Source organism: Ponticaulis profundi (assembly GCF_042659465.1).
Taxonomy (GTDB): domain Bacteria; phylum Pseudomonadota; class Alphaproteobacteria; order Caulobacterales; family Hyphomonadaceae; genus Ponticaulis; species Ponticaulis profundi.
The window spans coordinates 131,966-158,272 of the sequence record NZ_JBHSSW010000066.1 but is presented as its reverse complement, the minus strand read 5'-3'; the positions used below and the strand labels follow the sequence as shown (position 1 = coordinate 158,272).

Sequence of the window (26,307 nt, the reverse complement as noted above, 5' to 3'; positions counted from 1 at the left end):
TGCATTTTGTGCGTGTTAAGTCGTCTGACTTAGGTGTATCTGCTTTCAAATGAAAGTCAATCAGCTCCATTCGCTTCCAGAAGAAGAAGCTGGCCCACGCTTGCAACTTAAGCGGGTCGCACGAAAACTCATTGCAGAACGCGGCGTTCATGATGTCAGCGTACGTGAAATTGCGCTCGCGGCAGACCAGCGTAACCTTGGCGTTGTAGCATATTATTTCGGGACTAAGGACAAGCTCGTTGCTGACATCCTGATTGATGGCGCAGCCCGGATCGAAGCGCGTCGCCAGGTTTATCTTGATGCGATGGAAGCGGAAGGTGGCCCGAAAACGCTGACGGATGCAGTGAAAGCGATCGTTTTGCCAAGTGCGAGCTTTGCTGACGATGATGAAATTTACGGTAACTATTTCAACCGCTTCATCCTACAAGTCTCATATTACAAGAGCGGCTTCATTGATGAAACACTCGATGGTCGCTGGAACACCGGCTATCAGCGTTGTCTCACGCACTTCAGGCGTCTCATGCCGCATCTGACCCAGGCGGAACAAAGCCGACGGTATGTTTTCTTCGCATCCTATATCGGCCTGTTGCTCGCACAACGCGAATCGATGCGCGCCGATGACACCAAGTCTCACCCGACCTGGACCTCCAACGAAACACTGCTCGATATCGTGCAGACCGCTACGGCTCTGCTTGATGCGCCAATCCTAAAAGACGATCAAGCCTGACGCTTCAGCTCACACCTGAAAAGCGCACATCGAGCCCATTCACTTCGGCGCGAATCCCATAAATCTCTTCGAGACGCTGTTCTGTCAGCGTCTCTTGCGGCGTTCCATCTGCAACGATCTCACCGCTCTGCATCCAGATCATACGATCAGCATAACGCGCAGCCAGTGCGATGTCGTGCAGAACCACCAAAACGCCTCCTCCACGACGCACATAGTCCTTGAACAGATCCATCACACGGAACTGATGACGCGGATCGAGACCAGCAACCGGTTCATCTGCGATCAGAAGCGGCGTTTCAGCAGCAAAAGCCCGAGCGAGGTGGACACGCGCCAGTTCTCCGCCGGACAGCGTATTTGTCTGCCTGTCCGCCAGATGCTGAATGTCGCACGCTTCCATGGCTTGCATAACCGCCTGCTCTTCGCGTTCAGAGAGGCGACCAAGTGCCGTGCCAAAAGCAAAACGTCCAAGGGTCACAACATCGCGTACGCGGTTCGGCCAGGCCAATGGCCGCGTCTGGGGCAGATAGGAAACCCGCTTTGCACGCTGAAGAGATGAGAGTTTTCGGCTCTGCTGATCGCCGAGCTCAGCTGTCCCACCATCCGTCCGAATAAGGCCGAGGCTCGCCCGCAAAAGACTCGTCTTACCCGCTCCATTTGGTCCGAGCAGGACGATTAGTTCACCAGGACGCAGGGTATAACTCGCACCTTTGACAAGATGGCAGCCCTCGACCGGAACAGACAAATTGTTCACACGCAAATCAGTCACGGGAACCTCGTCTCTGAACAGCAATCCATACAAAGGCTGGCGCACCAATCAGTGCAGCAACCACGCCCAGTTTCAGTTCATTATTGGTCGGCAGCAAGCGAACGCCTATGTCTGCAACGACCAGGATAAAACCCGCCAACAGCGCAGATGGAATCAGCGAACGCGCCGGATCATGGTGCACGAACGGCCGTATAAAGTGGGGTGCTACAATACCGACAAACCCAATCGCACCTGCTAGCGCTACCGATCCTCCAGTCGCCAGTCCTGCGCCAATCACAACGAAAATTCTCTGCTGCGTCAGATTCAGCCCGATGCCGCTTGCAGCCTCTTCGCCAAGCGTCAACGCCGAAAGCCCACGCCGGCTGAAGAACAGAATGCCCATACCCGCTGCTATAAACGGCACGGAAAATCCGATTTCACGAAAACTCCGGTTCGCGACAGATCCCATCATCCAATTGATCATATCGGATAATGTGAAAGGGTTCGGAGCCAGATTCATGATGAGGCTCATTGCGGCGCCAGCGAAACTGGAAATACCAACCCCCACCAAAATCAGCGTCACAACGGACTGGGTTCGAACTGCAGCAATGGCGAGAACAGCTGTGGCGATCAAGGCCCCCAGAATCGCCGATACAGGAAGCATCCATGCGCTGATCCCGACAAGGCCGTAATAGATAACAAAGGTCGCGCCAAAGGTCGCACTCGCTGACACACCCAGCACGCCCGGTTCAGCAAGAGGGTTGCGCAAAAGCCCCTGAAGCGCGGCGCCCGATATGCCGAGCGCGGCGCCAACCAGGAATGCGGACAAAGCCCGCGGCAGGCGAATTTGCCAGATTACGATTTGATCACCATTGGCCCCCACGCCTAACAGCGCAGGCAGTACGCGATCGACAGGCATGGATGTCGAACCAAGTAAGCACGCAAGGAAAATCGCAATCAGACTGGCGAAAACAAGAACCGGAACAAGCAGATAGTCAGTTTTCATGGCTCTGCGCCCTCAGCCAACGCTTCAATCGCATCCAACAGGAACCAGCCCCCGCAGACTGTCCACTCACCACGAAGCGAAATGATATTCGAGTGCTCCAATTGATCGCGGGCGACCGGATGGAACGTCGCGCTCCACGAGTTCATGTGCGATCGTTTTTCATTAAAGAAGGCAGCGGCCACAACATCTGGCCGCTCGAATGCGAGTTTCTCAAGCGGAATGGCATGCCAGCCCGAGGTCTCTTCAAAATTGGAATAGCCCGCTGACGTCATCAATTCGCTTACAAGAGATCCAGGCCCGGTCGTGACACCCGCAGGCGTCATATACATAGCGGTTTGCCCCGCCCCGGAGGCCTTCAACGCATTCAGCCGTGAACGCATATCGGCCGTTACCTCGCGTCCTTTTTCGGCGGCGCCGAGTTCACCGGCAACGCGCTCGATATTGTCCATTACGCTCTCCAGAGTCGGTGTCCAACCCAACTCGACGACCGGAATACCGGCACGTTCGAAAAAGGTGCTGGCATTGGGGCCACCGCCATACGAGCGCACGATGAGATCGGGCTTCAAAATGAGCACATCCTCAGCAAGCGGGCGAACACTTGGCAGCCCCTCGGCAGAGTCCCGCATATAGGAGAACGTTGATTCCGCATCCGGCGACACAGCGAGAATACGGGACCGGTCAACGAATTTCAGAACATATTGGTCAGCGCAGTAATCCAGACTGACGACCCGCATGGGTTCGACCGGCTCACTGACATTAACTTCAGTAGCAGGACTGCAGCACGCTGCTGCTAAACCCAGAAAAAGGATCGCCAGTCTCATAATATGCAGCTCTAGTAACGCAGTCTCACGCCAACCGAGCCAGAAATGCCCGGCGTGCCATAACCGAGAATTTGCTGATATTCTTCATCGGTCAGGTTCTCGATCCGGCCATACAGCTCAATACTATCATTCACCGCGTAACGGCCCGTGACATCGAGGCGCGTCCAGCTATCAAGCGTCGTGCCATTGGTATTGGCTTCCTCGCCGTTATAGCGAACGTGAAGAGCACCGGACCAAGGACCTTCAGGATCGAATGCAGCGGTCAGATTTGCCGTCGACTCTGGCAAACGTGTCAGCTCATTGCCATCACCATCCTCTGCATCGATATAGGCATAGTTCGCTGTGAGATTCAGCCAGTCTGTGGCCTGAAACGCACCTGTAATCTCAACGCCCTGCGACTCGACATACGCAATGTTCGCGTAACCCGCCGAATAATCGAAATCGATCTGGTTTTCGGTTTCCTGATCAAAATACGTCACGCCGATTTGTGCGCGGCCATCATTCGAACGCCACTCCACGCCGACATCAAATGCTTCAGACGTCTCCGGCTGCAAATCCGCATTAGGTTCAGTCAGGCCACAGAAGGTGCAAATATATGTCAGCTGGTAAATGGTTGGCGCCTTGAAGCCCTGCCCCCAGCTTGCGCGTAGCAGTACATTATCCGTTGCCCGCCAGGCGGCTGCGACGCGGCCGGTCGTCTCCGAACCGAAATCATCGTCATCATCCATACGAAGTCCGCCGGTCAGCGTAAGCGACTCAACCGGCTTGAACTCGTAGAGTGCAAACAAGCTGTCGAGCGCACGATCATCACCGTTTGCGCTCGTCTCTTCCCGCTCAGCACCAAAGGCCAGCGTGTTCATCTCATTGATGTTCAGCGTGCCCTGATAACGATAGAGCTGGCGGTCACCTTCTGCGAGATAGCTGGAAACGCCATCAGTGAAATTCTCACGTTCCAGATCGGAATAACCGAACAGGAAGCGGTTCTCCAGACGCCCATCGAAAGCCGTCAGGTCGAGCGCGATATTGGCTGCAAGCGACTCGTTTTCGGTACGCTCATCACCATCAGAAACGCTACCCTGTGCGCCGCCATCATAGCTGTCATATTCTGACTCGGCATTGGTCCACAGAATGCTTGTTGAGAGACGTGCATTTTCTCCAAGATTCAGACCACCTTTGCCGGAGATCGTCAGATTGTCATAGCCGTCCTGCTCGTCATTGCCATTGGCTTCATCAGCCTTCGAAATGCCGTTGCTTGTTGTCCCGGTCACTGCGAGGCGGAAGTCACCTAAATCATTCGCATTGCCGACAGAACCACCTGCGCGCACGGTATTGAAAGAGCCGACCTCTGCGAAAGCCGATCCACCCAGGTCCTGCTCCGGCTTCTTGGTTGTGATCGACACGACGCCACCAATGGCATCTGTGCCCCACAGTGTAGACTGAGGGCCTTTGAGCACTTCAATGCGCTCAATATTTTCCGGGTCGAGATAAGCGAATTCATAACCACCGGATGCCTGGGACGGATCATTGACCGGCACGCCATCTATCAGGACCAGCGTCTGACCGCTCGCATTACCGCGAATGCGGACGCTAGCGGTTCCGCCCATGCTGCCATTCTGGTTGACAGTGACACCTGGCGCGAGCGCAAGAGCATCGATCGCAAAATCAAATCCCAGAAGCTCAAGATCATCTGCAGTGATGATGGAGACGCTGGAACCGATTTCGGTCTCGGTCTGATTCAGGCGTGAACCTTCGACATTGACCGTATCGAGACGGGTTTCGCTGAGATCTGCTGGCGCAGCATTTGCGACCTGTCCAAGCGCAAGCGCGGCAACGCCGCAAAGCAGTACATTTGTACGCATACAAGTTTTCCTAATGCACCACCGCCCGTGAAGAGTGCATCTCATAACGACATATCTGACCTCACCCCGAAAACGGGGTGCGGGCGGCCAGGCCTTGCTGGATTGTCGCTACAGAGGAAAGGCGCGGACCCGCGCTGCTTCTTTCCCGCCCGCTGAGACTTTCCCGGTCTCCGGACGAACGACGCGATGGCAGGTCTCCTGACTTGCTGATCAGCGCTTGCGAGCCGCCTTCCCGGAAACGTTTTCCAGTGGCTATGTGGCCGCAAGCTCCCAGCTTACAGTTGCGGGAACAGTGCCGGATTCACACCGGCTTCCCTCTTAGCCTCCCAAAAGAGAGGCACCATCTGCGGCGGGTTTTGTTTTAAGTTGGAAGTGAAGTCAACTGCGCAGTATTCGGATCAAGTCCGATGGCGCGTCTGCGTCAGGACCCGAAATACCGTCCAGGGCGATGATTGATGGCAATGATCAGATTGAGAACGATCGCACCCAGAACCGAATAAAAAAGGTTTTCCAGCGGCACCACAAACGCGCCAGCCAACAGGATGAACAAATCGGTGACCAGCTGAAAAATCCCTGCATTCATGATCTTCTTGTCCTGCAGGAACTGAGAAAGAATGCTGACACCACCAATCCCGGCACGGTGTCGAAACAGAGCAATCATTCCCATGCCGAGAAGCGCACCGCCAAAAATGGCCGAGAATGCAGGATGGACAAATTCCAGGGAGATCCAGTCTTTCGCAAAAGTTGGAAAGATGGAGACGAGAGTTACCGCAACCACCGTCTTCAGCGTGAACTGCCAGCCCATCCGCATCACAGCGAGAATGTAAAATGGCGCATTCAGTACAAAGAAGTACTGGCCGAAGGTGAAAGGCGTTGCATAGGACAAAACGAGAGAGGCACCCGATACGCCGCCCGTCAGAACTTTTGCCTCAGAAAAAACGATGACGCCCATCCCAATCAGCAGCGCACCGACCAGCAGCGCGACGACATCTTCATACCATTTATGTTTGACGGATTGGGACATGACAGCTCTCCTCGAGAGCCGCACACCTATGCCCTAAAGTCGCAAATCAAAAGACCTGACTTGCGACTTTCTGAGTTTACGTAGCGAAAGATATCAGAATAGTCACTTTGCGAGCACATATTTACCCACAAGCGACCTGTGATCACGTTTAGCTTTCTGTCATTTCGTCTGCAGCAGATGTTAGACTGTGTGACAGAGACGCTGCAAGAAACTGGTCGAGATCACCGTCCAGCACGCCTTGCGTATCGGATGTTTCAACATTCGTTCGAAGGTCTTTCACCATCTGATATGGCTGCAGAACATACGAGCGGATCTGATGCCCCCAGCCGATCTCCGACTTGGTGCTCTCCAAAGCATCTGCAGCTTCGCGTTTCTTCTGAAGCTCCATTTCATAAATCCGCGCGCGCAGCATTTCCCAGGCTGTCGCACGGTTCTGGTGCTGGGAGCGACCATTCTGACATGCCACAACGATCCCGGTTGGTTCGTGCGTCAGTCGAACAGCAGAGTCCGTTTTGTTGACGTGCTGACCACCCGCCCCGCTTGAACGGTACGTGTCAGTACGAACGTCCTTCTCCTCGATCTCCACCTCAATGGACTCATCAATCACAGGATAGACCCACACACTGGCAAAGCTGGTATGGCGGCGAGCATTTGAGTCAAACGGTGAAATCCGGACGAGCCGGTGAACGCCAGATTCGCTTTTCAGCCAGCCATATGCGTTTTCACCCTTAATCTGTAAGGTCGCCGATTTGATACCAGCCTCATCCCCAGCATGCTCTTCGACTTCGTCGACTTTCATCCCATGGGCATTGGCGTATCGGACGTACATGCGTCGCAGCATGCCAGCCCAGTCCTGGCTCTCGGTACCGCCCGCGCCTGCGTGAATTTCAATATAGCAGTCATTGGAGTCAGCTTCGCCTGAAAGAAGTGCTTCGAGTTCAGCCCGATCAGCACGTTCTGCAGCGTCCTTCAGAAGATCGAGAACTTCACTCGCGACGCTTTCATCGCCTTCTTCCTGCCCGAGCTCATAAAGCTCTTCAGCATCAGCGACATCGCTTTCAAGGCTTGTAATCGCTTCAATCTGATCATTGAGCTTCTGACGCTCGCGCATCAGCTTTTGTGCCTCCTGAGCGTCATCCCAGAAATCGGGGCGCTCAGACATCGCTGTCAGCTCATCGAATCTTTTTTGTGCACGATCCCAGTCAAAGACGCCTCCTCAGCAGTTCCACAGACTGCTTGATGCGTGCTGACAAGTCATCCATTTCAGGCGTCATGCCTGTCCTCCAATATGAGTATCTGGTGAGCCGGACTGTCTAAGAAGTTTTGAGGGCCTAGTAAACGCCGTCTTCGAAATCGTTGCCAGCATTCGGAGGCGTATACGGCTGCTGTTGCTCATTGCCGCTATCACCATATCCCTGAACCGGTCCGAAGTTGTCGAGATCGAGATCAGATGCCCCATCATCATTGCCCGAGCTTACACCGCCGCCATAAAGATCGAATCCACCTTCATAGAAGGCATCGGAATAACCTGGCTCCGACCCTTTCCGGAATGCTTCCCGGATAACGCTTGAGGTTCCAGCGCCTGGCAGTTCCCCGGTTCTGGCGTCGATATTGACAAAACGAACGCCACTCGGAGCCCGCAGTGGGACGAGTTCACGTCCTTTGAGTGCATCTTCCATAAAGTCCGCGAAGATGGGCGCAGCAACGCGACCGCCCGACTCCCCGCCACCAAGCGTTTTCGGCTCGTCAAAGCCTACATAAATGCCGACAACAAGGTCAGGCGAGAACCCCATGAACCAAGCATCATTATAATCATTGGTTGTACCGGTTTTTCCGCCGAGCGTGTGCTTACAGATTTCCGGAACACCTTCGACGTCACCGGCCTGTGGTCCGCCAGGCGGACAGTCACGACGAATGCCGGCAGCTGTGCCGCGCTCCACAACACCCTGAAGAATGTAGGCAATCTGAAACGCAACGATCGGATCAATGACCTGTTCGCGATTATCTGCGAGCACAGGAGGTGCCTGACCTTCATATTCCGCTTCACAGGCTTCGCACTCGCGGCTGTCCGATTTGAAAATCGTGTCGCCATTGCGATCTTGCACACGGTCAAACAGGGTCGGAGTTACCTTCTTTCCGCCATTGACCAGCAAGGCGTAAGATTTGGCCATGTCGAAAACGGTGACCTCGCCTGCTCCCAAAGACATGGAGAGATACGGATCAAGGTGATCGTAAAGGCCGATACGCTCTGAGAACTCAGCGACGTGTTCCATACCGATGTCATTGGCGAGACGTACGGTCATAGCGTTTCTGGATTTCTCCAGACCCAGCCGCATCGTACTCATGCCGTAGAAACGACCGCTCGTGTAGTTGGTCGGCGCATAACACTGATCACTGACACGAGAATAATCGCACTGAATGAACGGCGCATCGAGAATTTTGCTTGCAGGCGTGTAGGCTGGTTGTCCCGAACGCGGATACCCGAGCTCAAGTGCTGAGGCATAGACAAGCGGCTTAAAGGACGATCCCGGCTGGCGTTTCGCCTGCGTGGTTCGGTTAAACTGACTTTTCCAGAAAGAATACCCTCCAGCCATGGCAAGGATCCGACCCGTATGCGGGTCAAGCGCAAGCAACGCGCCCTCGACCAATGGAATTTGTCCCAGACGGGCCTCGCCGACAGGTCGGTTCTCAAGCGCAGCTTCTTCCTCGGAAATCATCTCCGGGTCAGCTGCTTCACCTCCTTCGCCCTGAAGGCCCGTCACCGTCTCCTGCGATTCGACCGGGTCGCCTGCCGGGTTGGTTTCTTCGGAGCCTTCGGGAGAAACAATTTCCCGCTCCACGCCAACCATCACGACATCACCGCGAGACAACCCGCGTGAACCATTAGACGTACGATATGTGCGCGACCACGTGACATCATCTGAGGCGAGATCGATCTCGTAGCCATCCGTCAGCAACAAGCGCACGGCAGAATCGGATGCCGAAAGCACCAGTGCGGCTTCACGCGTGCCATAGCCACCCGGAAGTTCAACCGCATTCAGTTTTTCAAGTTGCTCGTCACCCGGTTCGATCTGGGTCAGTGGACCACGAAAACCTTTGCGACGATCATACGTTTCAAGCCCAGCGCGCAAGGCATCCTGCGCGGCAATCTGCAGACGGGTGTCGAGTGTGGAGCGAATGGAAAGACCGTCTTCTTTAAGCTCGTCTTCCCCGACAAGTTCAATCAGGTCCCGGCGCAGCTCTTCGACAAAATACGTTGCGGCCGCATACTCAGCCCCCTTCAGACGCGAGCGGGTTTCAAGTGGAGCTTCCTGAGCTTCGCGCGCTTCAGCATTTGTAATGAAGCCATTCTTGGCCATACGCCCAAGAACCCAGTTACGACGAATGCGTGAACGTTCAGCTTTCCGGAACGGATTCACATCACCCGGACGCTGAGCCATCGCAGCCAGCACAGCAGCTTCCTCAAGAGAGAGATCCGGGAGAGACTTGTTGAAATAGTTCAGGGCTGCCGAAGCGACCCCATAAGAGCTCCCGCCGAGATAAATTTCGTTGAGATACAGCTCAGCAATTTCCGCTTTGGTGAAAGCTTTTTCCATACGCTTGGCGAGAATTGCCTCTCTTACCTTGCGTTCCAGCTTTTGGGAGGAGTCCGCCAGCAACATGTTCTTTGCGACCTGCTGCGTAATGGTCGAACCACCTTGCAAATTGCCATCCACGCCGCGCAAAATGTCTCGCACATTGCGAATGCCCGCACGCATCATACCGAAATAGTCGAGCCCACTATGGCTGAAGAAGTTCTTGTCTTCAGCTGAGACAAACGCCTGAATCACATGTTCCGGAATACCATCATACGGAATGTAAACGCGGTGCTCACTCGCGAACTCTGCAATCAGCCGTCCATCACCTGCGTGAACGCGCGATGTTACTTCCGGTTTGTATTCCGCGAGCGTATCGACCGACGGCAAATTCCGGGACTGCGACTGAACATAGCCCATCACAACAAATGTTGCGGCCATGCCCAGAACGCCTATAGCTACGAGCAGCCATCGAAAAATCGAGCCTGTAAAAAAGCCGGAGAGTGCGCTCCCTGTCTTTGCAAGCGCAGAAGAATTGTTCGAAGGCGTATTTGTCATCTGGTCTCACACTGTTGCCGTAGGCATTTCATCGCGAATTCGCTTCGAAGTACGACGATTCTAAGGCCGAGTTGGTTCCATTCGCAGAAAAGCCATACTTAACGCTATCTGTCCATGAACCAGATGCAAATGACATTCGGTCCATGAAACGCGGACAAAAAACAGTGAATCCAACGCGCCACCAAGACCTTCTGAATTAGTTAACTGAAGCAACACGCAAATTTCGCTCACCCCGATAGCGTTCTCTGAAAAATCATCCTAATGAGCCTTCTTCAGTTGACGCACCCGTTCAAGGTGTTCCATTCAGCGAACAAACTTCGGGAATCTTTGATCTGCTTCCTAATCGCCTAACGACGTAATTTGTTCAGAGGTCGTGAATCAAAAATGCAATCAGCTTTTAAAGATCTCTGGCTTGGCCTTACTCGATGGCGGCTTTGGACTCTACTGGCATTTGAGAACTTGAAGGCAAACTACCATCGGACTTACCTCGGGCCGGTTTGGGTTGTCGTTGGCTTCATGGCGTTTGTCGGCGTAAAGCTTTTTATTTTTTCAAGACTTAGTCCAGCCGATGGAAATTACTTCGCAGCCCACCTCTTACTTGGTTTCGGAATTTGGACCCTTATTGCCGGGTGTATCAGCAGCGGCGCAGCAACACTCATAAATGCAAAAGGTTGGATAATGGGCATTAAATCCCCATATAGCCTTTTCGTCTTACAGGCGATTTTTGGTCAGATGCTGAACTTCGTCATTCTTTTGATCGTTATTTTTCCGGTCGCGTACTATCTGCGTCCATACTCGGTGGCAGACGCCCTTTGGGCTTTCGGCGGAATTTTCGTGAACTTTTTCTCCCTTTTCTGGGTCATGCTCTTTTTAGCAATCGTATGCGTATTTGCCCGGGATCTGGTTCAAGTTGTGTCGACAATTATGCGTATCTCTTTTTTTATCACACCAATCGTGTGGATACCCTCCGACCTTGGTAGTCGTTCATTCATAGCCAACTGGGTACCATTCACCCATTATATCGCGATATTCCGGGCTCCTCTAATGGGAGAAAGAGCATCCCTCCTTAATTGGAGTATCGTCGGAGGGATTACCCTCAGCTTCTTGATCTTGTCGATCGTCGCATTCACCATCTTCCGTAAACGTATACCGGCTCACCTGTAGGCTTTATCAGTATGCCAAAAATTCTAGCTAAAGATATGTGCGTGAAACTTTCCGGAAGACGCATTTTTGGATCCGAAACGATCCTATCGAACGTAAATTTCGAGATAAAAGATGGTGACCGACTAGCTCTGATAGGACCGAACGGTGCTGGTAAGTCGACCTTGATGCAGACACTTGCGGGTATTCTTGAGCCATCATCAGGTATGCTTGAGATCGAAGGCGAGATAAACGCTCTATTCAATGTAGGTCTGGGCACTCGCAAGGAAAGTACTGGCCGCCGCAACATGCTTCTTCGCAACATGGTACAAGGGCGTTCCTACAAAGAAGTCAAAGACAAATTGCCCGAAATGATCGATTTCGCTGACATTGGTGAGTATATTGATCGACCAATGGAAATTTATTCACAAGGCATGGCAATGCGTTGTGTGTTTGCTGCCGCGACCGCATTTGATCCCGACATATTGCTCATGGATGAATGGCTAGGAGCGGGAGATGCTGGCTTCCGGGAAAAGAGTGCCAAACGCATGGAAGAATTGGTTGAGAAATCCGGAATGCTAGTACTCGCAACACACCACCAAAGGCTATCCAGGGATATGTGCAATCTTGGCCTATACTTGAAAAAAGGCAACGTTGCATTTTTTGGCGACGTTGGCGAAGCTTGGGATCGATACATAGAAGAAGGCCTTCGTAAAGAAGACTGACCGCAATGCGATCGACATCGATATATGACATCTAGAAGACTGGCTAGTATCGCGCGCCGAGCCTGCGTTGCTCTTCGAAATAGATATCAATTGCGGATTTAACCGCGCCCATGGATTTCTCAATGCCATCGCCAGATGTCAGTCGGGTTTCATCTTTGGAATTGGTCAGAAAGCCAAGCTCAAGCAGAACTGCCGGAACGTTCGGAGACAAAAGAACGTAGAAGTTCGCACGACGGTGCGTGTTTCGAACGACAGGGCCTGCTTTTGCCATTTGAGGAATCAGGACTTCTGCGAACTCTGCCGAATAGTTCTGCGTTTCGCGCGTCATCAGATCGACAAGGATGTCCTCAACATCTTTCTCAGACAGATCAACCTCAAGCGGTACGTTCCATTCCTCGCGCTCACGCATGTTGCGCAAGCGTTCATCAGCTGACGGCGCCAGCGTATAAACGGAAGCCCCCGTGACAGAATGATTGCCAGCAGAGTCCGCATGCAAAGAGATAAAGAGATCGGCATCCGCTTCGCGTGCAATCGCGATACGATCAGCGTGATCAACATATTCATCGCCCTCACGCGTCAGAATGACGACATACTGTCCTGAATCGACCAGAGCATCTCTAAGAGACAATGCAGCCTTGAGCACAACATCTTTCTCGAACGTGCCCTTTGAACCGATCGCTCCCGGGTCTTTGCCTCCATGTCCGGCATCAATCACGACAACTGGTAGATTTGCTCGAAGCACCGGATCTGAAAGCGCCGGCACAGGCTTCGAAGGTGCAACAGGCGTGAAATCAGCCTTTTCGATGACCTCCCCGACCGTTTCGACAGACCGCATCGTCGCAGGCTGTTCCACTGATGCACTAACGCCGATCGGAGCAGGACGCAGTCGGCTGAACGTCTCCAGGTCGGTTTTTCGAAAATCGAGTACAAGTTTGTACGGTTCAGACGCCGCTTTAGGCGACATCGTAAAAGCACTCTCAAGCAGAAGCGGCTCATCAAGATCGAGCACAAGTCGAGACTTTGTTTTCGAATTCTGCGCATAGCGATAGCGTTGAATACCGCCCACACCCTGCCCCTCGCCCGACGAATCAGTTGCGCTTGGCAGGTCCCAGGACAGGTGTTCAAAGTCGATCACATAACGCAATCCGCCATTCACGAGCGCAAACTGGGAGTAATCGAGGTCTTTGCTGGCATCGATGACCAGACGCGTCGTTTGTGCGCCATCATAGCCAATCTGAATATTCGTAATCGCTGCGCCTGACGCGGCACGTGCTTGAACCGGCGCCAATACACCGATCAATGCGACCAAAAACGCAGACAGAAACGAGAATTTCGCCAGTTTCATTGTGCTCATCACCTCAACTCAACGAATCACAATTAGGCAGATCAGGGTTAACATGGCATTTACGTGTATTAACACTGAGCAAAAATTGTTGCCCTATTCTTTTCTCTTTATTTTTCGACGAATATTAGGCAGTGTAGAGACATTGTGGCCCACCGTGCCACACATGAATACGAATTCAACCGGGGCGGACAGGTATAAACAGTACGCTGCCGCTGCTTCGAAAGACGAGTTTGGGACGTTTATTCTGATGGCTTCGCAATCCATACATACATGGACACCGCCTCAGTCCGTTCTCCAAACCACTCCACACAACAATTATCACCACCTGGCTGACCGCGGGCAATCGAGGATGATTGCGCGGAAAAACAGCCGGTGCATCAGGAATAGCTTGAATGACAAAAATGATGTTGATCGACGCGGTTCACCCGGAGGAAGTCCGGGTTGCCGTGGTCAACAAGGGGCAAGTCGAAGACTTTGATTTCGAAAGCGCCAAAAAGAAACAACTCAGAGGAAATATATATCTCGCCAAAATCACTCGCGTAGAGCCATCTTTGCAGGCCGCCTTCGTAGATTTTGGTGGCAACCGACATGGCTTCCTCGCCTTCAGCGAGATTCACCCGGATTATTACCAGCTTCCTCAGGCTGATCGCGAAGCTCTGCTGGCGGAACAAAGTTCGTCTTCAGACGACGATTTTGCAGATGATATTGATGAGGACGACGAAGACGGCCGTCCCGCGCCAAAGTCATCCCAGCAGAAGCGTTACAAGATCCAGGAAGTCATCCGCCGTCGCCAGATCATGCTGGTACAGGTGGTAAAAGAAGAGCGCGGCAATAAAGGCGCAGCTCTGACAACCTATCTCTCACTGGCAGGCCGCTATTGTGTCCTGATGCCAAACACACCTCGTGGCGGCGGCATCTCGCGCAAAATCACAAATGCTGCGGACCGCAAGCGATTGAAGACAATCGTTAGCGAACTCAATGTTCCGGAAGGCATGGGACTGATCGTTCGCACGGCTGGCGCGAAACGTACCAAAACAGAGATCAAGCGAGATTTTGAGTATCTGATCCGCCTCTGGAGCAAGATCAGAGAGCTCACGCTATCATCCGTCGCACCTTGCATGATCAACGAAGAAGCAGGACTCGTTCATCGAGCACTGCGGGATCTTTATGACAAGGACATCGACCAGGTTCTGGTCGATGGTGAGCCAGCCTATCGCGAGGCCAAGGACCTGGCAAAAATGCTGATGCCAAGCCACTCAAAGAGGGTCCAGCAACATAAAACCGGCGCGCCACTCTTCGCAGATTATCGCGTTGAACCACAACTTGATACGATCTTCAGTCCTGTCGTGAACCTGAAGTCAGGTGGTTATATCGTCATTCACCAGACCGAAGCACTCGTCGCAATCGACGTAAACTCCGGTAAAGCGACACGCGAACGCAATATTGAGCAGACCGCCCTTCGCACCAATCTCGAAGCTGCTGAAGAAGCATGCCGTCAGATGCGTTTGCGCGATCTCGCCGGCCTGATTGTTATCGACTTCATCGATATGGAGGAGAACAAGAACAATCGCGCCATCGAACGCAAAATGAAGGACTGCCTCAAGTTCGACCGAGCACGCGTTCAGAACAGCAAGATCAGCATGTTTGGTCTGATGGAAATATCTCGTCAGCGCCGACGCGCAGGCGTGCTCGATTCCAGCTCAGACCCGTGTGATCATTGCAATGGTACAGGCCATATCCGCTCGATTGAGTCATCGGCACTGCAATTGCTGCGCGCGCTGGAAAACCGTTGTGCTGGTCTTACCAGCGGCTCTGTCGAGGCGCAGGCACCGACGGATGTCGTACTCTTCCTTCTGAACGAGAAGCGGCAGGCTATCGCAGATCTTGAAAATCGCACGTCGATGCTGGTTCAGATCTCTGCGCGCAATGACCTTCGCAATGGCGAATTCGAAATTCGCGTAGAGGATGAAACCGGCAAGGTTCTTGATCCGCCGAAGCCGAAGCCGATTCCACAATTGCCTGTCATTGAAATTGACGAGCCTGAGGAAGATGAAGAAATCGAAGCGATCGAGGACGAGGAAGAACCCGTCAAAGAACGACGCTCTTCAGGTCGCCGACGCCGCTCATCACGCAAGGACAAGAAATCCGACAATCTGAAAGTCCTTGAAGATCCGACACAGGATTCGGATGACAGTGACAACGATAATGACGGACCAATGTCTTTCGAGACGTCTGAAAATTCGGATGACGAGGAAGAAGGCTCCAACCGCAAGCGCCGCCGTCGCGGACGTCGTGGCGGCCGACGCAGACGTCGCGATAACAATGAGCCAAACATCATCGAACTCGTTGATGACCAAAAAACCGAGGATGGAAGCGCGTTCATGGACGGCGCGGCCTCCAACGTGATCGAACTCGTCGACGGTATAACGATTGAGGCCACGGCGATCGTTGTTGAAGCCTCGGAAGAAAAAGAAGCGGTCGCTGAAAGCAACACGGATGACAGTGAAAACACTGCCCCAGAGACCGTCAGCGAACCGGAAACAGTCGCCACTGAAGTCGAAAGTACAGTAGCGGTTGAAGCCGAGTCTCAATCTTCCGAGTTGCCACCTGAAACAGAAGCGGCCGGCGCATCTGAAGTACCAGATGCTGTTTCAACAGAGCCAACTCAGGAAGTGACAGGCCCTGACGCTGTTTCCACAGATACAGAAGATGTGGCAGCAGCTACCGATACAGCAGAAACCAATGCTACCGAAGAAGAGGTCATTGAACTTCCGGAGACGGAGAAGCCAAAAACCATCCGACGCGGCTGGTGGCAGAAGAAAAGCGCCGGCTAATCTCTCCAAGATTTAACGTCGATGTGTTCGGGGCGATGCAGTGGATGTCTCGCCCCGAATTTGATTTTGTGGTTAGGTGACGCCGGGCGGTCGTATTGGAGTCGTTTGTGGTGCTGAACCCTTTAACTCGCATATTTTCATTACTGACTTTGGGCATTCTGAGCTTGGCTACGCCAGCGTTTTCTCAGGGCCTGATCCGCGATGCCGAAATCGAAGGTATTTTGCGCGACTTCACCTACCCAATTCTGGAATCCGCAAACCTGCGCCCCGAAGACGTCGGCATTTACATCGTCAATGATGACTCTCTGAACGCCTTTGTCGCAAACGGGCAGCGTATCCACCTTCACACCGGCCTGATCATGGCTGCGGAAACGCCAGGTCAGCTGATTGGCGTCATTGCCCACGAAACGGGTCATATTGAAGGCGGGCACGGCGTGCGACGGATCGAAGACATCAAGAATGCCTCACGTCCTGCATTCCTGTCGATCGGCCTGGGCATTCTGGCCATTGCCGCTGGCGCGGGAGATGCTGGCGCAGCGCTAATCGCAAGCTCCTCGCAATTCGCCTATCTGAACTTTGCAACACACACACGTGTGCAGGAAGCGTCGGCTGATCAGGCTGCCCTTCGTTACATGGCCGCCACAGGGCGCTCCCCTGCCGGATTGCTAGAGTTTTTTGAAAACTTTCGAGAAGAGCAACTCTACAGCAATGCGGAGCGCTATCGTTACTTCCAGACGCACCCTTTGGCGTCGGACCGCATCGAAGCTCTACGCCGGGGCGCCGAGCGTACTGGCCTGATGGACAAGCCGGATTCTGAGGAAGAAATCTACAAGCTGCAGATCATGAAGGCCAAGCTGATTGGTTTTCTGTCTTATCCTCAGCAAGTCGCCGCGCGATATCCGGAAAGTGATACCTCTGTCCCTGCCCGCTACGCACGTGCCATCTCCGCCTTTCGCAACAGCTTTACATCCACCGCGCTGGAGCAAACCGAAAGCCTTATCGCCGATGAGCCGGAGAACCCGTTTTTCCATGAGCTGCTGGGACAGATATACTATGAAAGCGGCGATATTGCAGCGTCGATCGAACCGAACCGTAAGGCGTTGGAACTTGCTCCGAAAGAGCCGCTCCTGATGATCAATCTCGCCATCTCGCTAACCGCGGAAGGTGGAGAAGAAAACTGGAAGGAAGCGGCGGACCTCCTGACGGTTGCAACGTCCAGAGAGCCTGAAAACGCGTTTGCCTGGTATGAGCTATCGATTGTGCGCGAAAAACAGGGACGGCGCGCCGAAGCTCAGCTTGCGACGGCAGAACAGGCTTTCCATTATGGCGACTGCCGCCGAGCCATGAATTTCTCGGTGCGTGCAGAACGTGAGCTTGATCCGTCAAGCCTGGCGCACCGCCGGGCGTCTGATATATCCAAAATCTGCGCTGCCAATATTGAAGGCGAGCGGCGCTAATCGAACATCACCTCGAAATACAGGATGGGGAATACGTGAAGATGCAGTCTAAGTACGGCGCAATTGCTGGCATTTGCCTTGGTATGATGAGCCTGACGGCATGTGGGGAGAGCACGAGCACACCTGCAGACAACGTGCCTGAGACAGCGCAATCTCGCGAAGACATTGAGAAGATTGTCCGTGCGTACATCCTTGAAAATCCTGAGATCATCATGGAAGCAATGGATGTGCTTGCAGAACGCCGTACGCTTGACATCGCTGCCGATCTGGCAGCCGATGAGCGCGCATTCTCCTATGGCCCGGAAGACGCTGCCGTTACCATCATTGAATACTTCGATTATCGCTGCACATATTGCAAACGTTCGCTAGACTGGGTGATGGAGCAAGCTGAACCAGACAGCGGCGATGTACGCATCATCTTCAAGGAATTCCCAATTCTATCTGAACAATCCCGACGTGCAGCGCTTGCAGCGGTCGCGGCAGCCGAACAGGGAAAGTATATGGAATTGCATCAGGCGCTGATGCGTTCGCCAGAAGCGCTGACGGATGAAAAGATTGATGAGATCGCTGAAGGCGTGGGCCTGAACCTGACCAAACTTCACAAGGTCATGGAAGACCCGAAAACCATGGAGTATTTGCAGACCGTTCGGGAAGAAGCCATTCAATACGGCGCTGAGGCCACCCCTTCTTTCTTCATCAATGGTGAGCTGATTCAAGGCTACGACCGAGCAAAGCTCGAAGAACGCATGGACGCGCTTTTGAACTGACGTTTACCGTAAGAATGAAAAACTCTCTTCTCAACGGCCCGATACACTATGAAATTTCGTAGTTTTTTGGTCGATTGGCTTAAATGTTTTTCAGCCATAATGTGTGACCAACTAACGAAGTTATCGCGCTTACAATTTTCAGTTTTTAATTGTAAGACCGACTAATTTTTCGGGACAGGTGTGGGATGGGAACTAAAATTCTTCCAATCATTTTGTGTGGCGGATCGGGGACACGTTTGTGGCCACTATCGCGAACATATGCTCCCAAACAACTGCAGTCGCTGACTAATGAAAAGTCGCTACTTGCAAACACGGTCCTTCGCCTGCAATCCGGCCCTGACTGTCTTGCTCCTGTTTTGATTTGTGGTCGAAGTTATGTAGATGAAATCGAAAACCAGCTGGAGCACGAAGGTGCCGTTGTTTCCACGCTGATCACTGAACCTAAAGGTCGGGATACAGCTGCGGCAGCAGCTATTGCTGCGCATTGGGGAGCCAAGTTTCAAGCAACTCACCCTACTGACGACGTTATCCTGCTATTATTGCCCTCCGACCATCACATATCAAATATCGCTGCATTTCATGCCGCAATCGGAGACGCCGCTAAGGCAGCGATGTGTGGATATATTTCCACAATTGGAATAACACCTCACGCGCCCGAAACAGGTTTCGGATATATAAATCGTGCAGCTGAACCAATAGCGGGGCTCGCAAGCTATCCGGTAATTCAATTTGTAGAAAAACCAGACAAAGTCTCTGCACATGGGTATCTTCGAAGTGGGGACTATCTATGGAACGCAGGCATGTTCGCTTTTCGTCCAAATGTGTTTCTGGACGAGCTCCTAAATCAATCGCCAGAGATTGCCAGACGTGCAGAAAGCGCGTTCCGTGATGCGGATTTGAGTGAGCGTCCTGGACGCTGCAGCCGCCTCAATCTCAAATCGACAAGTTTTCTGAAGATTCCATCTCTGTCCGTTGATTACGCGGTCATGGAGAAAACGAAAAAAGCGTGTGTTTTACCTGCCGAATTTGGCTGGAACGATGTTGGCAGCTGGGCCGCTGCTCATGAAATTGCCGAAACTGATGAAAAAGGAAACGCACTTGTTGGCGACGTAATCGCGATGGATAGTCGAAACTCTTTCATCAAATCACACAACAAACTGATTGCGGCAGTAGATGTCGACGATCTCATCGTTGTAGACACTCAAAATGCCATTCTTGTTTGCCCGAAAACAAGCTCTCAGAAAGTTAAGAACCTGCATGCGCAACTAAGTGCGATGAACCATCCATCAGCTTACCATTCCGGAGTTGGCACACGCGCACACCGTAAAGTGGTAGAAGAAAAAGTCAGAAGCTGGTTATTCGACACAGCTCTTCCTTTCTGGGGCGAAACTGGCATTGATCGAATAAATGGCGGCTCATATGAAGCGGTAGATTTTTTCGGAAAACCGTTGGAAGATCTCAACAAGAGAACTCTGGTTCAAGCGCGTCAAACTTATGTATTTGCTCACAGCTTTGTGCTAGGTCACCGCCAATCTAAAGAATCGATGGCGGAACCATTGGAGTTTCTGATACGATACGGCCAACAGTCACCCGGTCGTTTCGCTCACAAATTGACACCTGAAGGCCAAGTTTTCGATTCGAAGTTTGATACTTATGATCATGCATTTATTTTGTTCGCATTGGCTTGGGCATACCAAGTTACCGGCGAGCCATCGCTTCTAAAAACAGCAGAAGATACTATGGAGTTCATCCTAACCGACCTGCGCCACCCGCACGGAGGTTTTCGTGAAGATTTATCGTCAACGAACGGGCTTCGCCGCGCAAACCCTCATATGCATTTGTTCGAAGCTGCGCTTGCCTGGATGGAACTGCACGAGCACGAGCGCATGTCCGAACTGGCCAAAGAACTCTATGACCTGTTCCATACGAAGTTCTGGAAATCCGGGTTGTTACGAGAGTTTTTCCTTGATGACCTCTCGCTCCCAACACAAACAGATGACCCTGTTAGACTTGCTATCGAACCAGGCCATTTTTACGAGTGGGCTTACCTCTTGAACGAGTACGAAAAGCTTACAGGCCGGACGAGCCTCGCTCCCGCAGTTCTCGAGGCATTTGCTGATCGTTACGGCCACGATAGAACTAATGGCCTTGTTGTCGATCACACTAAGATCAACGGTGAACATTTCACCCCCACATCAAGTCGACTATGGCCCCAAACAGAATTTGTTCGGCTGAAAATATCTCACAATGATCCTCGCGAGGAAGCTGAAGCTCTTTCTGCTATCGAAACCTTTATGAGCAAGTTCTTTACGTTCAATGGAAGCATGCCGGGCTATTGGCGCGACAAAGTCTCATCGAACGGCGTTAACCTTGTTGATCGGTCACCAGCAAGCAGTTTTTATCATATATTGGGTTGTTTCGAACCGATTCTGAAATAAGAAGGACATCCATTGTCCGTTCGAGTAGATCAATGCAAACTGCCCTTAAGCGTCTGAAAGCTGCTGCAGACCTATCCCCAGAGTTGATCAAACTGGAAGAAGACCAGCAGTCAAAAGACCTCTGGGTGATATTTTCTCATGTCGATGTTCCTGTTGGAAAATTTGCTCAGACCCGCGTATTTGAAAGATTGGACGGAAATAAACTTTTCCTGAACTGCCGCCACAACGCTTGGTACACAAACGGTATAGATGGTTTTTCGAGCGACATCGGAGACACAATCTATCGCTTGAAAGAGCTCGTTCAGCCATACAATACATGCTTTGTTGGCCACTCGATGGGTGCTTACTTGTCGCTACTTTGCGGAAACATCATCCCTAACACGCGTTTTATCGCCACAAGTCCAGAACTCCACCTGCACCTCCCAGGTTCCCGAGCTGATCGAAATGGAGTCAACATCGATAGCAAATGGGCTAGCGTCGCCACCCTTTCTGAAGAATTCCACAACCACCCTAACGGTCAGATCTATATGGGAACGTATGATCCCATCGACGCATACTTCACGTCACGTAAGGAAATGATATCAAACATGGGAGACGTTTACGAAGTCCCCCACCATCACGGGGTAACGGAATATTTTACGTCCGCCGGAATTTATCTCGACATTCTGATTGGCAAAAAGGAAGTGCTGAATTCCCTTCTAGCTCGACGGTTTCTACTCCCCCCAAACGCGCTCGGCCCGATTGACGCCTACGAACATTTTTATAAAACCTTTTTGCTACTTTCCGAAGATATCTCTAGGGAAGACGTTCTGAATTCGATCTCAAGCTTCGAAGATTGGCTGCATCCAGGCTGGCAAGAGGTCCGGGCAAAGCTTTATCGTAAGATTAGTGATCGACTTTCAAGCTTGAAGTCGGCTGAAACGGCCTACTTTCAGCAACCAAATCTTGAGCAATTTATTGGAACTTATGCTACATCTTGCGCTGACAATCGCGATTATCTGCGGTTCAAAAGGTTACAGCACAGTATCCCTCCAAACCTCCAACGTCATCGAATTGTCGATCGCTTAGCGGAAATCGAAACCAAATTTCCCAACAAGCAAGAAATTATAAATAGTTTTCCACTCCAAAATTTTCCAAATACAGCGGATGTTCTAAATAATTTGGAACCGCCTCGAAAACCGTTAAATATAGATGCCATTTTGGAAGCAAAACGACACATGGAATGGCAAACGATATTAGAGTTGGTTCCGACTAACTATGAGTTCAGGCGCTCAAACTCAGACCACAATGTTGCTGTTGCGCTATTGCGAGCTCTATTGGCGGTTGGGGAAACAGGTGCCATTTTCCGTCACAGCGTAAACTTTTTTTTCCTCTTTCCGAATTCAGAGAGAATCGCGGCCAACGTGTTAACCGCTGCTATCCAGTTAAATTCGAACATATTGATTTCAGTGTTTCTGAATTTTCGCTTTCCTCACAAAACAATGAACAAGTTATGCGGCCGGCTACTCAAACAACTTCCGAACGTCTCTGACCATCTTCTCGCTGCAGATTGCACCCTTTTCTTTTTGACCAATGCAGAGCCCGCAAATAAGCAGCGTGTATTTCTTCATCAGACTTTGCTAAAAAAAGGTATGATGCGGAGCGTTTGCCAAGTCATAATTGAGAAACGACTCACCCGCTCTATCCCAAACAAAAACGTTCTAGCATTCGTCAGGCTATTTCTCGCGAGCGGATACCGAAATTCTGCGATCAGCTGGTTGCACAATAATGCTGAGTATTTCGATCACTCTGCGAAGTCTCAAGCTATGGCGATCATTTCACGCGGAATGCTAAAAAGCTCTTCCACTTCCCCTCCTCTCGCGCTTGATAGCTGACTGATGGCAACATATTTGAACAAAGACCTATGCTTTGGCCTCATAGACGTGCCATTTTCCGGTGCCTCGCAGGCCCTGAATTCAATGTATTCGGTTTTCCCGGACTTTAAACAACGGCGGAACGATGCCGCTTCCCTCCCAATACCCGTACACGCGAGCATTACAGATCTACATCGTGTGATAGGAAGCGCAATTTTTGATTATTTTTTGGTCGCTTTTGTCCGCAATACCTTCGAACTTCTATTAGTTCGGTATAATTTCGTAAAATCCAATCCTCGGCACCCTGATCACGAGCGATGTCTTCTTTACACTTTTGAAGACTACGTTTTTGCAGAAGGCCAAACAGTACGGATACGAGAACAGCATCCGATGGTTTTATCTGAAACAAGCGGGGTTACTTTAATCGCCAATTCCCGTTGTTTTTCGAATGTCTTAAGGGAAATTTTAACTGAATTAGGGGCACCTCCGGAAATTTTCATACCTCGCCCCCCTGAACTCTGCATCAGTTATCGTGAATATTATTCCGAAACAATGCGTGAACATGTCAGCAAGGTGTATGCTGAAGACATTAAAAAATTCGGCTTCGAATTCGACTAAGACGGGCTGACTGACCTCTGTCACTTCCGCCAGTATTTTGATAGCACTCATCAGTGGAGAATTTGCAAGGGAGCAGAGAGTCGTGAGTATCGAGCAAAGAAGCTACCTGTTTGCCAGTGTTGATGCCCCTCCAAGGGTTGGAGGCGTGGCAAATCTCGCTACCAATATCGCCAATACATTTACAGACGCGTATGCTTCTAAAGCTGTATTTGTCGGACCGTCAGGAACTTATTTCAACCAACAGATCTACTTCGACCTAATAGAAGACTTCAACTCAGATATACGATTGCGCGACGGCACCCGCAGCGCCGCTGAGGAAGCTAGAATTGAGGATTTCTTTTCTCGAATCATAGACGGTTATACTGTCAACGAGGTCATGCTGTTCCACCCCTTTTACTATGCGATTGGCGCTATTCGCGCAGCACGAAAGCGCAATATTCGATCCAGCCTATATCTGCACGGCACCGAAGTGACGAGTCAGGTGCCGGCCGTATTCACAAAAAAGGAACTGGATTCTTCCGACACAGATTTCGCCCCCAACTCGTTAGCCTCGAAACTCCTTTCTGCGACGCGTTCTGCAGATATCTTGTTCACCAACAGTCATTTTTCTAAGTCTCTCGTCAATCGACTAGCCCCAAGTAAGCCAATTTACGTATCCGGTTGCGGCATTGAAGAAACTGTCCTCAAAAAAGAGACCGAACAAAATCCCAATTATGCCCCCATCAGGAAAACTTTTTTTCGAGAACGCACCGGCCTTGCTGAACGCTTGACGTTTGTCAGCGTCGGACGCCATGTCCCACACAAACGAACCGAAGCTGGAATTCACTTGATGAGCGAAATTCCAGATGCTCAGTTAGTTGTGATTGGGGATGGACCCAAAACGAATGAGCTGAAACAGCTTGCGGCTGAGCTAGCTGTAGCTGATCGGATAATTTTTGTTGGCGCTATCAGTGAAGAAGAAAAATGGAATTATTTGCGAGCTGCAGATGTTGGCATCCTGTCATCAACCTTCGATCAAACCACAGGCGGCTATGAGGGATTTGGAATCGTCATGCTGGAATATGCTGCTGCCGGATGTGTCGTTTTAACGCCCGGAACTGAGGGCATGCATGATTTCGCCATTCGATATAAAGGAGCGCTCATCGGCCTTTCATCACTTGAAAATGATGCTCTGAAGCAGGATGCATCCATGCTTTCAGATTTCTTTTCAGACCTAGATCGCGTGAATTACCAAGTGAATCATGCCCGAGAAGTGATTGCCCAAAGGTATACTTGGAAGAAAGTCACTGAAGTCATGCACGAAATAATGACAACAAAATGATGGCTGAATTGATAGAAATTTCTGAAGATATCGCGGCTAAAATTAAAGACCGTAGTATCCTGGTGCTTTCAGACGCTTATCCACCTTACAACACCGGTGGCGCTGAAGTGAGCCTTCACGCCGTTCTGGCGAAATTTCCAGCCAGTATACGAAGAAAGATTCTGGTCTGCACATTCGCTGGACAGGTCGGAGAGCCATTAATCACCGACATTCTGGGTATCAACGTCGTTCACTTACCTGAACCTGCGCCTTGGCCCTACCTTACTGTCACCCGCTCCAAGTCAGATTTTCAACAAAAACGAAGCAGCTTTCTTTTAGGTGCAAACTGGTACGAACGCCTGATCCGAAAGAAAGAAGCATTCACTGCGCCAAATTCCGCGCGAATCAAAGCTGTTCTAAATCATACCCTCGACAATCCTTCAGGTGGCATCATTACAGACGAATTCATCGACTTTAGAGATTCAAGGGTACGCACGATTCGCTCCCTCGCTTCTCATATGAAAGCCCATGATTTGTTATTCGCAGACAATACCCGGTCTATTTTGCTCGGCGCTGTTTTGCAGAGTGAGTTTTCGTTTCGTGATTCTGTCGCCGTTGTACGAGATAACCGCTTCCATTGTGAGCGCCCGACTCAAAGTCGAATTGTGGCTGGCAAGATCTGTACGACATGCGATTTTCAATGCGCACGCGAAGACGCACCTAACGCTATTAACGCTCGAAAAGCAAATCTCCAATATACACGCAACAAACGTCGAGCAAGCTTAAAGAGCTACAACAAGGTAGTTGTGACAAGCTTCGAGCTAGAGCGACACATCTCTCCACTACTTGGAACAAATCAGCAATTAGAGCGAATACCGAACACATACGGCGATGCTCTTCAGATTGATAACTTAATAGAATGCACGGGGCAGAAGCCGACAAAGAACTTGATTATAATCGGAATGCTAAACGAGAACAAAGGTCAGCTCGCTTTCATAAAGGCTGCTAAGACTTGGCTAAAACAACGCCCGGACGTTCGCCTTATCCTCTGCGGTAAAGGGGATCGCATTGAGAGACAAATTCGTAAGTTCGCTGACGAACACGGACTCTCTAGACAGATAAAACCGATTGGTTTCCGGTCTCGTGAATCTATTTTTGAAGAGATAAGGCGTGCCACACTCGTTCTAGCACCGACTGTATGGCCTGAACCATTTGGTCGAGTGCCCCTCGAAGCTGGCCTTGCTCGCCGTGCGATCGTTGCCTTCGGCGTTGGCGGCCTAAACGAGAGTATTACGCACGGTATTACAGGCTACCTCGCACCTCCAGGTGACTATACTGCGTTTCTGGATTATGCGGATGAACTTCTAAAAGACGGCTGCAAACGCCTCAAGATGGAAAAACGGGCACACAGTTTTGTTTCCGCGCGATACAACGCAGAAGAGATTACTGAGCGTTACTTCAAACTTGCATTTGATCATCTGATAAACGACAACGAGCAGTCATCATAGAGCCTGC

General features: G+C 51.3%; 19 protein-coding genes and 1 riboswitch. Of the genes, 11 read left to right on the top strand and 8 right to left on the bottom strand.

Going from position 1 to position 26,307, the window contains the following annotated elements:
• Positions 1 to 49: 49 nt before the first annotated feature.
• Positions 50 to 727, top strand: a complete 678-nt coding sequence (locus tag ACFQDM_RS16690; protein WP_377381077.1) for a TetR/AcrR family transcriptional regulator — start codon at positions 50 to 52, stop codon at positions 725 to 727.
• Positions 728 to 731: 4 nt separating this feature from the next.
• On the opposite strand, the gene ACFQDM_RS16685 is transcribed toward ACFQDM_RS16690, so the two are convergent.
• The 7 genes from ACFQDM_RS16685 to ACFQDM_RS16655 form a co-directional block, all read right to left on the bottom strand.
• Positions 732 to 1,493 carry an ABC transporter ATP-binding protein gene (locus tag ACFQDM_RS16685; RefSeq protein WP_377381075.1) on the bottom strand — a complete coding sequence of 254 codons (762 nt, stop codon included), beginning with the start codon at positions 1,491 to 1,493 and terminating at the stop codon, positions 732 to 734.
• Positions 1,486 to 2,478, bottom strand: a complete 993-nt coding sequence (locus ACFQDM_RS16680; RefSeq protein ID WP_377381072.1) for a FecCD family ABC transporter permease — start codon at positions 2,476 to 2,478, stop codon at positions 1,486 to 1,488. The genes ACFQDM_RS16685 and ACFQDM_RS16680 overlap by 8 nt, the downstream gene beginning before the upstream one ends.
• Positions 2,475 to 3,212, bottom strand: coding sequence for an ABC transporter substrate-binding protein (locus ACFQDM_RS16675; protein WP_377381070.1), 738 nt, complete (start codon positions 3,210 to 3,212; stop codon positions 2,475 to 2,477). The genes ACFQDM_RS16680 and ACFQDM_RS16675 overlap by 4 nt, the downstream gene beginning before the upstream one ends.
• 98 nt (positions 3,213 to 3,310) lie before the next feature.
• Entirely contained in the window at positions 3,311 to 5,158 is a 1,848-nt protein-coding gene (locus ACFQDM_RS16670) for a TonB-dependent receptor plug domain-containing protein (RefSeq protein ID WP_377381068.1), read from the bottom strand.
• Positions 5,159 to 5,330: 172 nt separating this feature from the next.
• A riboswitch (cobalamin riboswitch) is annotated at positions 5,331 to 5,518 on the bottom strand.
• 61 nt (positions 5,519 to 5,579) lie between these two features.
• Positions 5,580 to 6,182: a YitT family protein gene (locus tag ACFQDM_RS16665; RefSeq protein WP_377381065.1), complete on the bottom strand. Its 603-nt coding sequence runs from the start codon at positions 6,180 to 6,182 to the stop codon at positions 5,580 to 5,582.
• Between the two features lie 148 nt (positions 6,183 to 6,330).
• A protein-coding gene (gene prfB, locus ACFQDM_RS16660) for a peptide chain release factor 2 (protein ID WP_377381063.1) occupies positions 6,331 to 7,456 on the bottom strand; the annotation gives its coding sequence in 2 pieces (ribosomal slippage) (positions 6,331 to 7,386 and positions 7,388 to 7,456; 1,125 coding nt in all).
• Between the two features lie 57 nt (positions 7,457 to 7,513).
• Positions 7,514 to 10,315, bottom strand: coding sequence for a penicillin-binding protein 1A (locus ACFQDM_RS16655; RefSeq protein WP_377381061.1), 2,802 nt, complete (start codon positions 10,313 to 10,315; stop codon positions 7,514 to 7,516).
• A 384-nt stretch (positions 10,316 to 10,699) separates the two neighbouring features.
• Between ACFQDM_RS16655 and ACFQDM_RS16650 the strand changes: the two genes are divergently transcribed.
• Both ACFQDM_RS16650 and ACFQDM_RS16645 read left to right on the top strand, forming a co-directional pair.
• Positions 10,700 to 11,479 (top strand): ABC transporter permease, encoded by a 780-nt coding sequence (locus tag ACFQDM_RS16650; protein WP_377381058.1) that lies wholly within the window; start codon positions 10,700 to 10,702, stop codon positions 11,477 to 11,479.
• Between the two features lie 11 nt (positions 11,480 to 11,490).
• Positions 11,491 to 12,180 carry an ABC transporter ATP-binding protein gene (locus tag ACFQDM_RS16645; RefSeq protein WP_377381056.1) on the top strand — a complete coding sequence of 230 codons (690 nt, stop codon included), beginning with the start codon at positions 11,491 to 11,493 and terminating at the stop codon, positions 12,178 to 12,180.
• A 43-nt stretch (positions 12,181 to 12,223) separates the two neighbouring features.
• Here ACFQDM_RS16645 and ACFQDM_RS16640 read toward each other — a convergent pair whose 3' ends face one another.
• Positions 12,224 to 13,525, bottom strand: coding sequence for an N-acetylmuramoyl-L-alanine amidase (locus tag ACFQDM_RS16640; protein ID WP_377381053.1), 1,302 nt, complete (start codon positions 13,523 to 13,525; stop codon positions 12,224 to 12,226).
• A 392-nt stretch (positions 13,526 to 13,917) separates the two neighbouring features.
• Between ACFQDM_RS16640 and ACFQDM_RS16635 the strand changes: the two genes are divergently transcribed.
• The 8 genes from ACFQDM_RS16635 (at position 13,918) to ACFQDM_RS16600 (ending at position 26,300) form a co-directional block, all read left to right on the top strand.
• A complete protein-coding gene (locus tag ACFQDM_RS16635) occupies positions 13,918 to 16,359 on the top strand; it encodes an Rne/Rng family ribonuclease (RefSeq protein WP_377381050.1) in 2,442 nt (813 codons plus the stop codon).
• Positions 16,360 to 16,523: 164 nt separating this feature from the next.
• Positions 16,524 to 17,816 (top strand): M48 family metalloprotease, encoded by a 1,293-nt coding sequence (locus tag ACFQDM_RS16630; RefSeq protein ID WP_377381047.1) that lies wholly within the window; start codon positions 16,524 to 16,526, stop codon positions 17,814 to 17,816.
• A gap of 41 nt (positions 17,817 to 17,857) precedes the next feature.
• Complete coding sequence (locus ACFQDM_RS16625) at positions 17,858 to 18,583, top strand: thioredoxin domain-containing protein (RefSeq protein WP_377381045.1); 726 nt, start codon at positions 17,858 to 17,860, stop codon at positions 18,581 to 18,583.
• Positions 18,584 to 18,768: 185 nt separating this feature from the next.
• Positions 18,769 to 21,021 carry an AGE family epimerase/isomerase gene (locus ACFQDM_RS16620; RefSeq protein WP_377381043.1) on the top strand — a complete coding sequence of 751 codons (2,253 nt, stop codon included), beginning with the start codon at positions 18,769 to 18,771 and terminating at the stop codon, positions 21,019 to 21,021.
• 32 nt (positions 21,022 to 21,053) lie between these two features.
• Entirely contained in the window at positions 21,054 to 22,895 is a 1,842-nt protein-coding gene (locus ACFQDM_RS16615) for a hypothetical protein (RefSeq protein WP_377381041.1), read from the top strand.
• Positions 22,896 to 22,898: 3 nt separating this feature from the next.
• The gene (locus tag ACFQDM_RS16610) at positions 22,899 to 23,492 is read left to right on the top strand and encodes a hypothetical protein (RefSeq protein WP_377381038.1); all 594 of its coding nucleotides are present in this window, start codon (positions 22,899 to 22,901) and stop codon (positions 23,490 to 23,492) included.
• Between the two features lie 82 nt (positions 23,493 to 23,574).
• Positions 23,575 to 24,813: a glycosyltransferase family 4 protein gene (locus ACFQDM_RS16605; protein ID WP_377381035.1), complete on the top strand. Its 1,239-nt coding sequence runs from the start codon at positions 23,575 to 23,577 to the stop codon at positions 24,811 to 24,813.
• Positions 24,810 to 26,300 carry a glycosyltransferase family 4 protein gene (locus ACFQDM_RS16600; protein ID WP_377381032.1) on the top strand — a complete coding sequence of 497 codons (1,491 nt, stop codon included), beginning with the start codon at positions 24,810 to 24,812 and terminating at the stop codon, positions 26,298 to 26,300. Before ACFQDM_RS16605 ends, ACFQDM_RS16600 begins: the two co-directional genes overlap by 4 nt.
• The last annotated feature ends 7 nt before the right edge of the window (positions 26,301 to 26,307 follow it).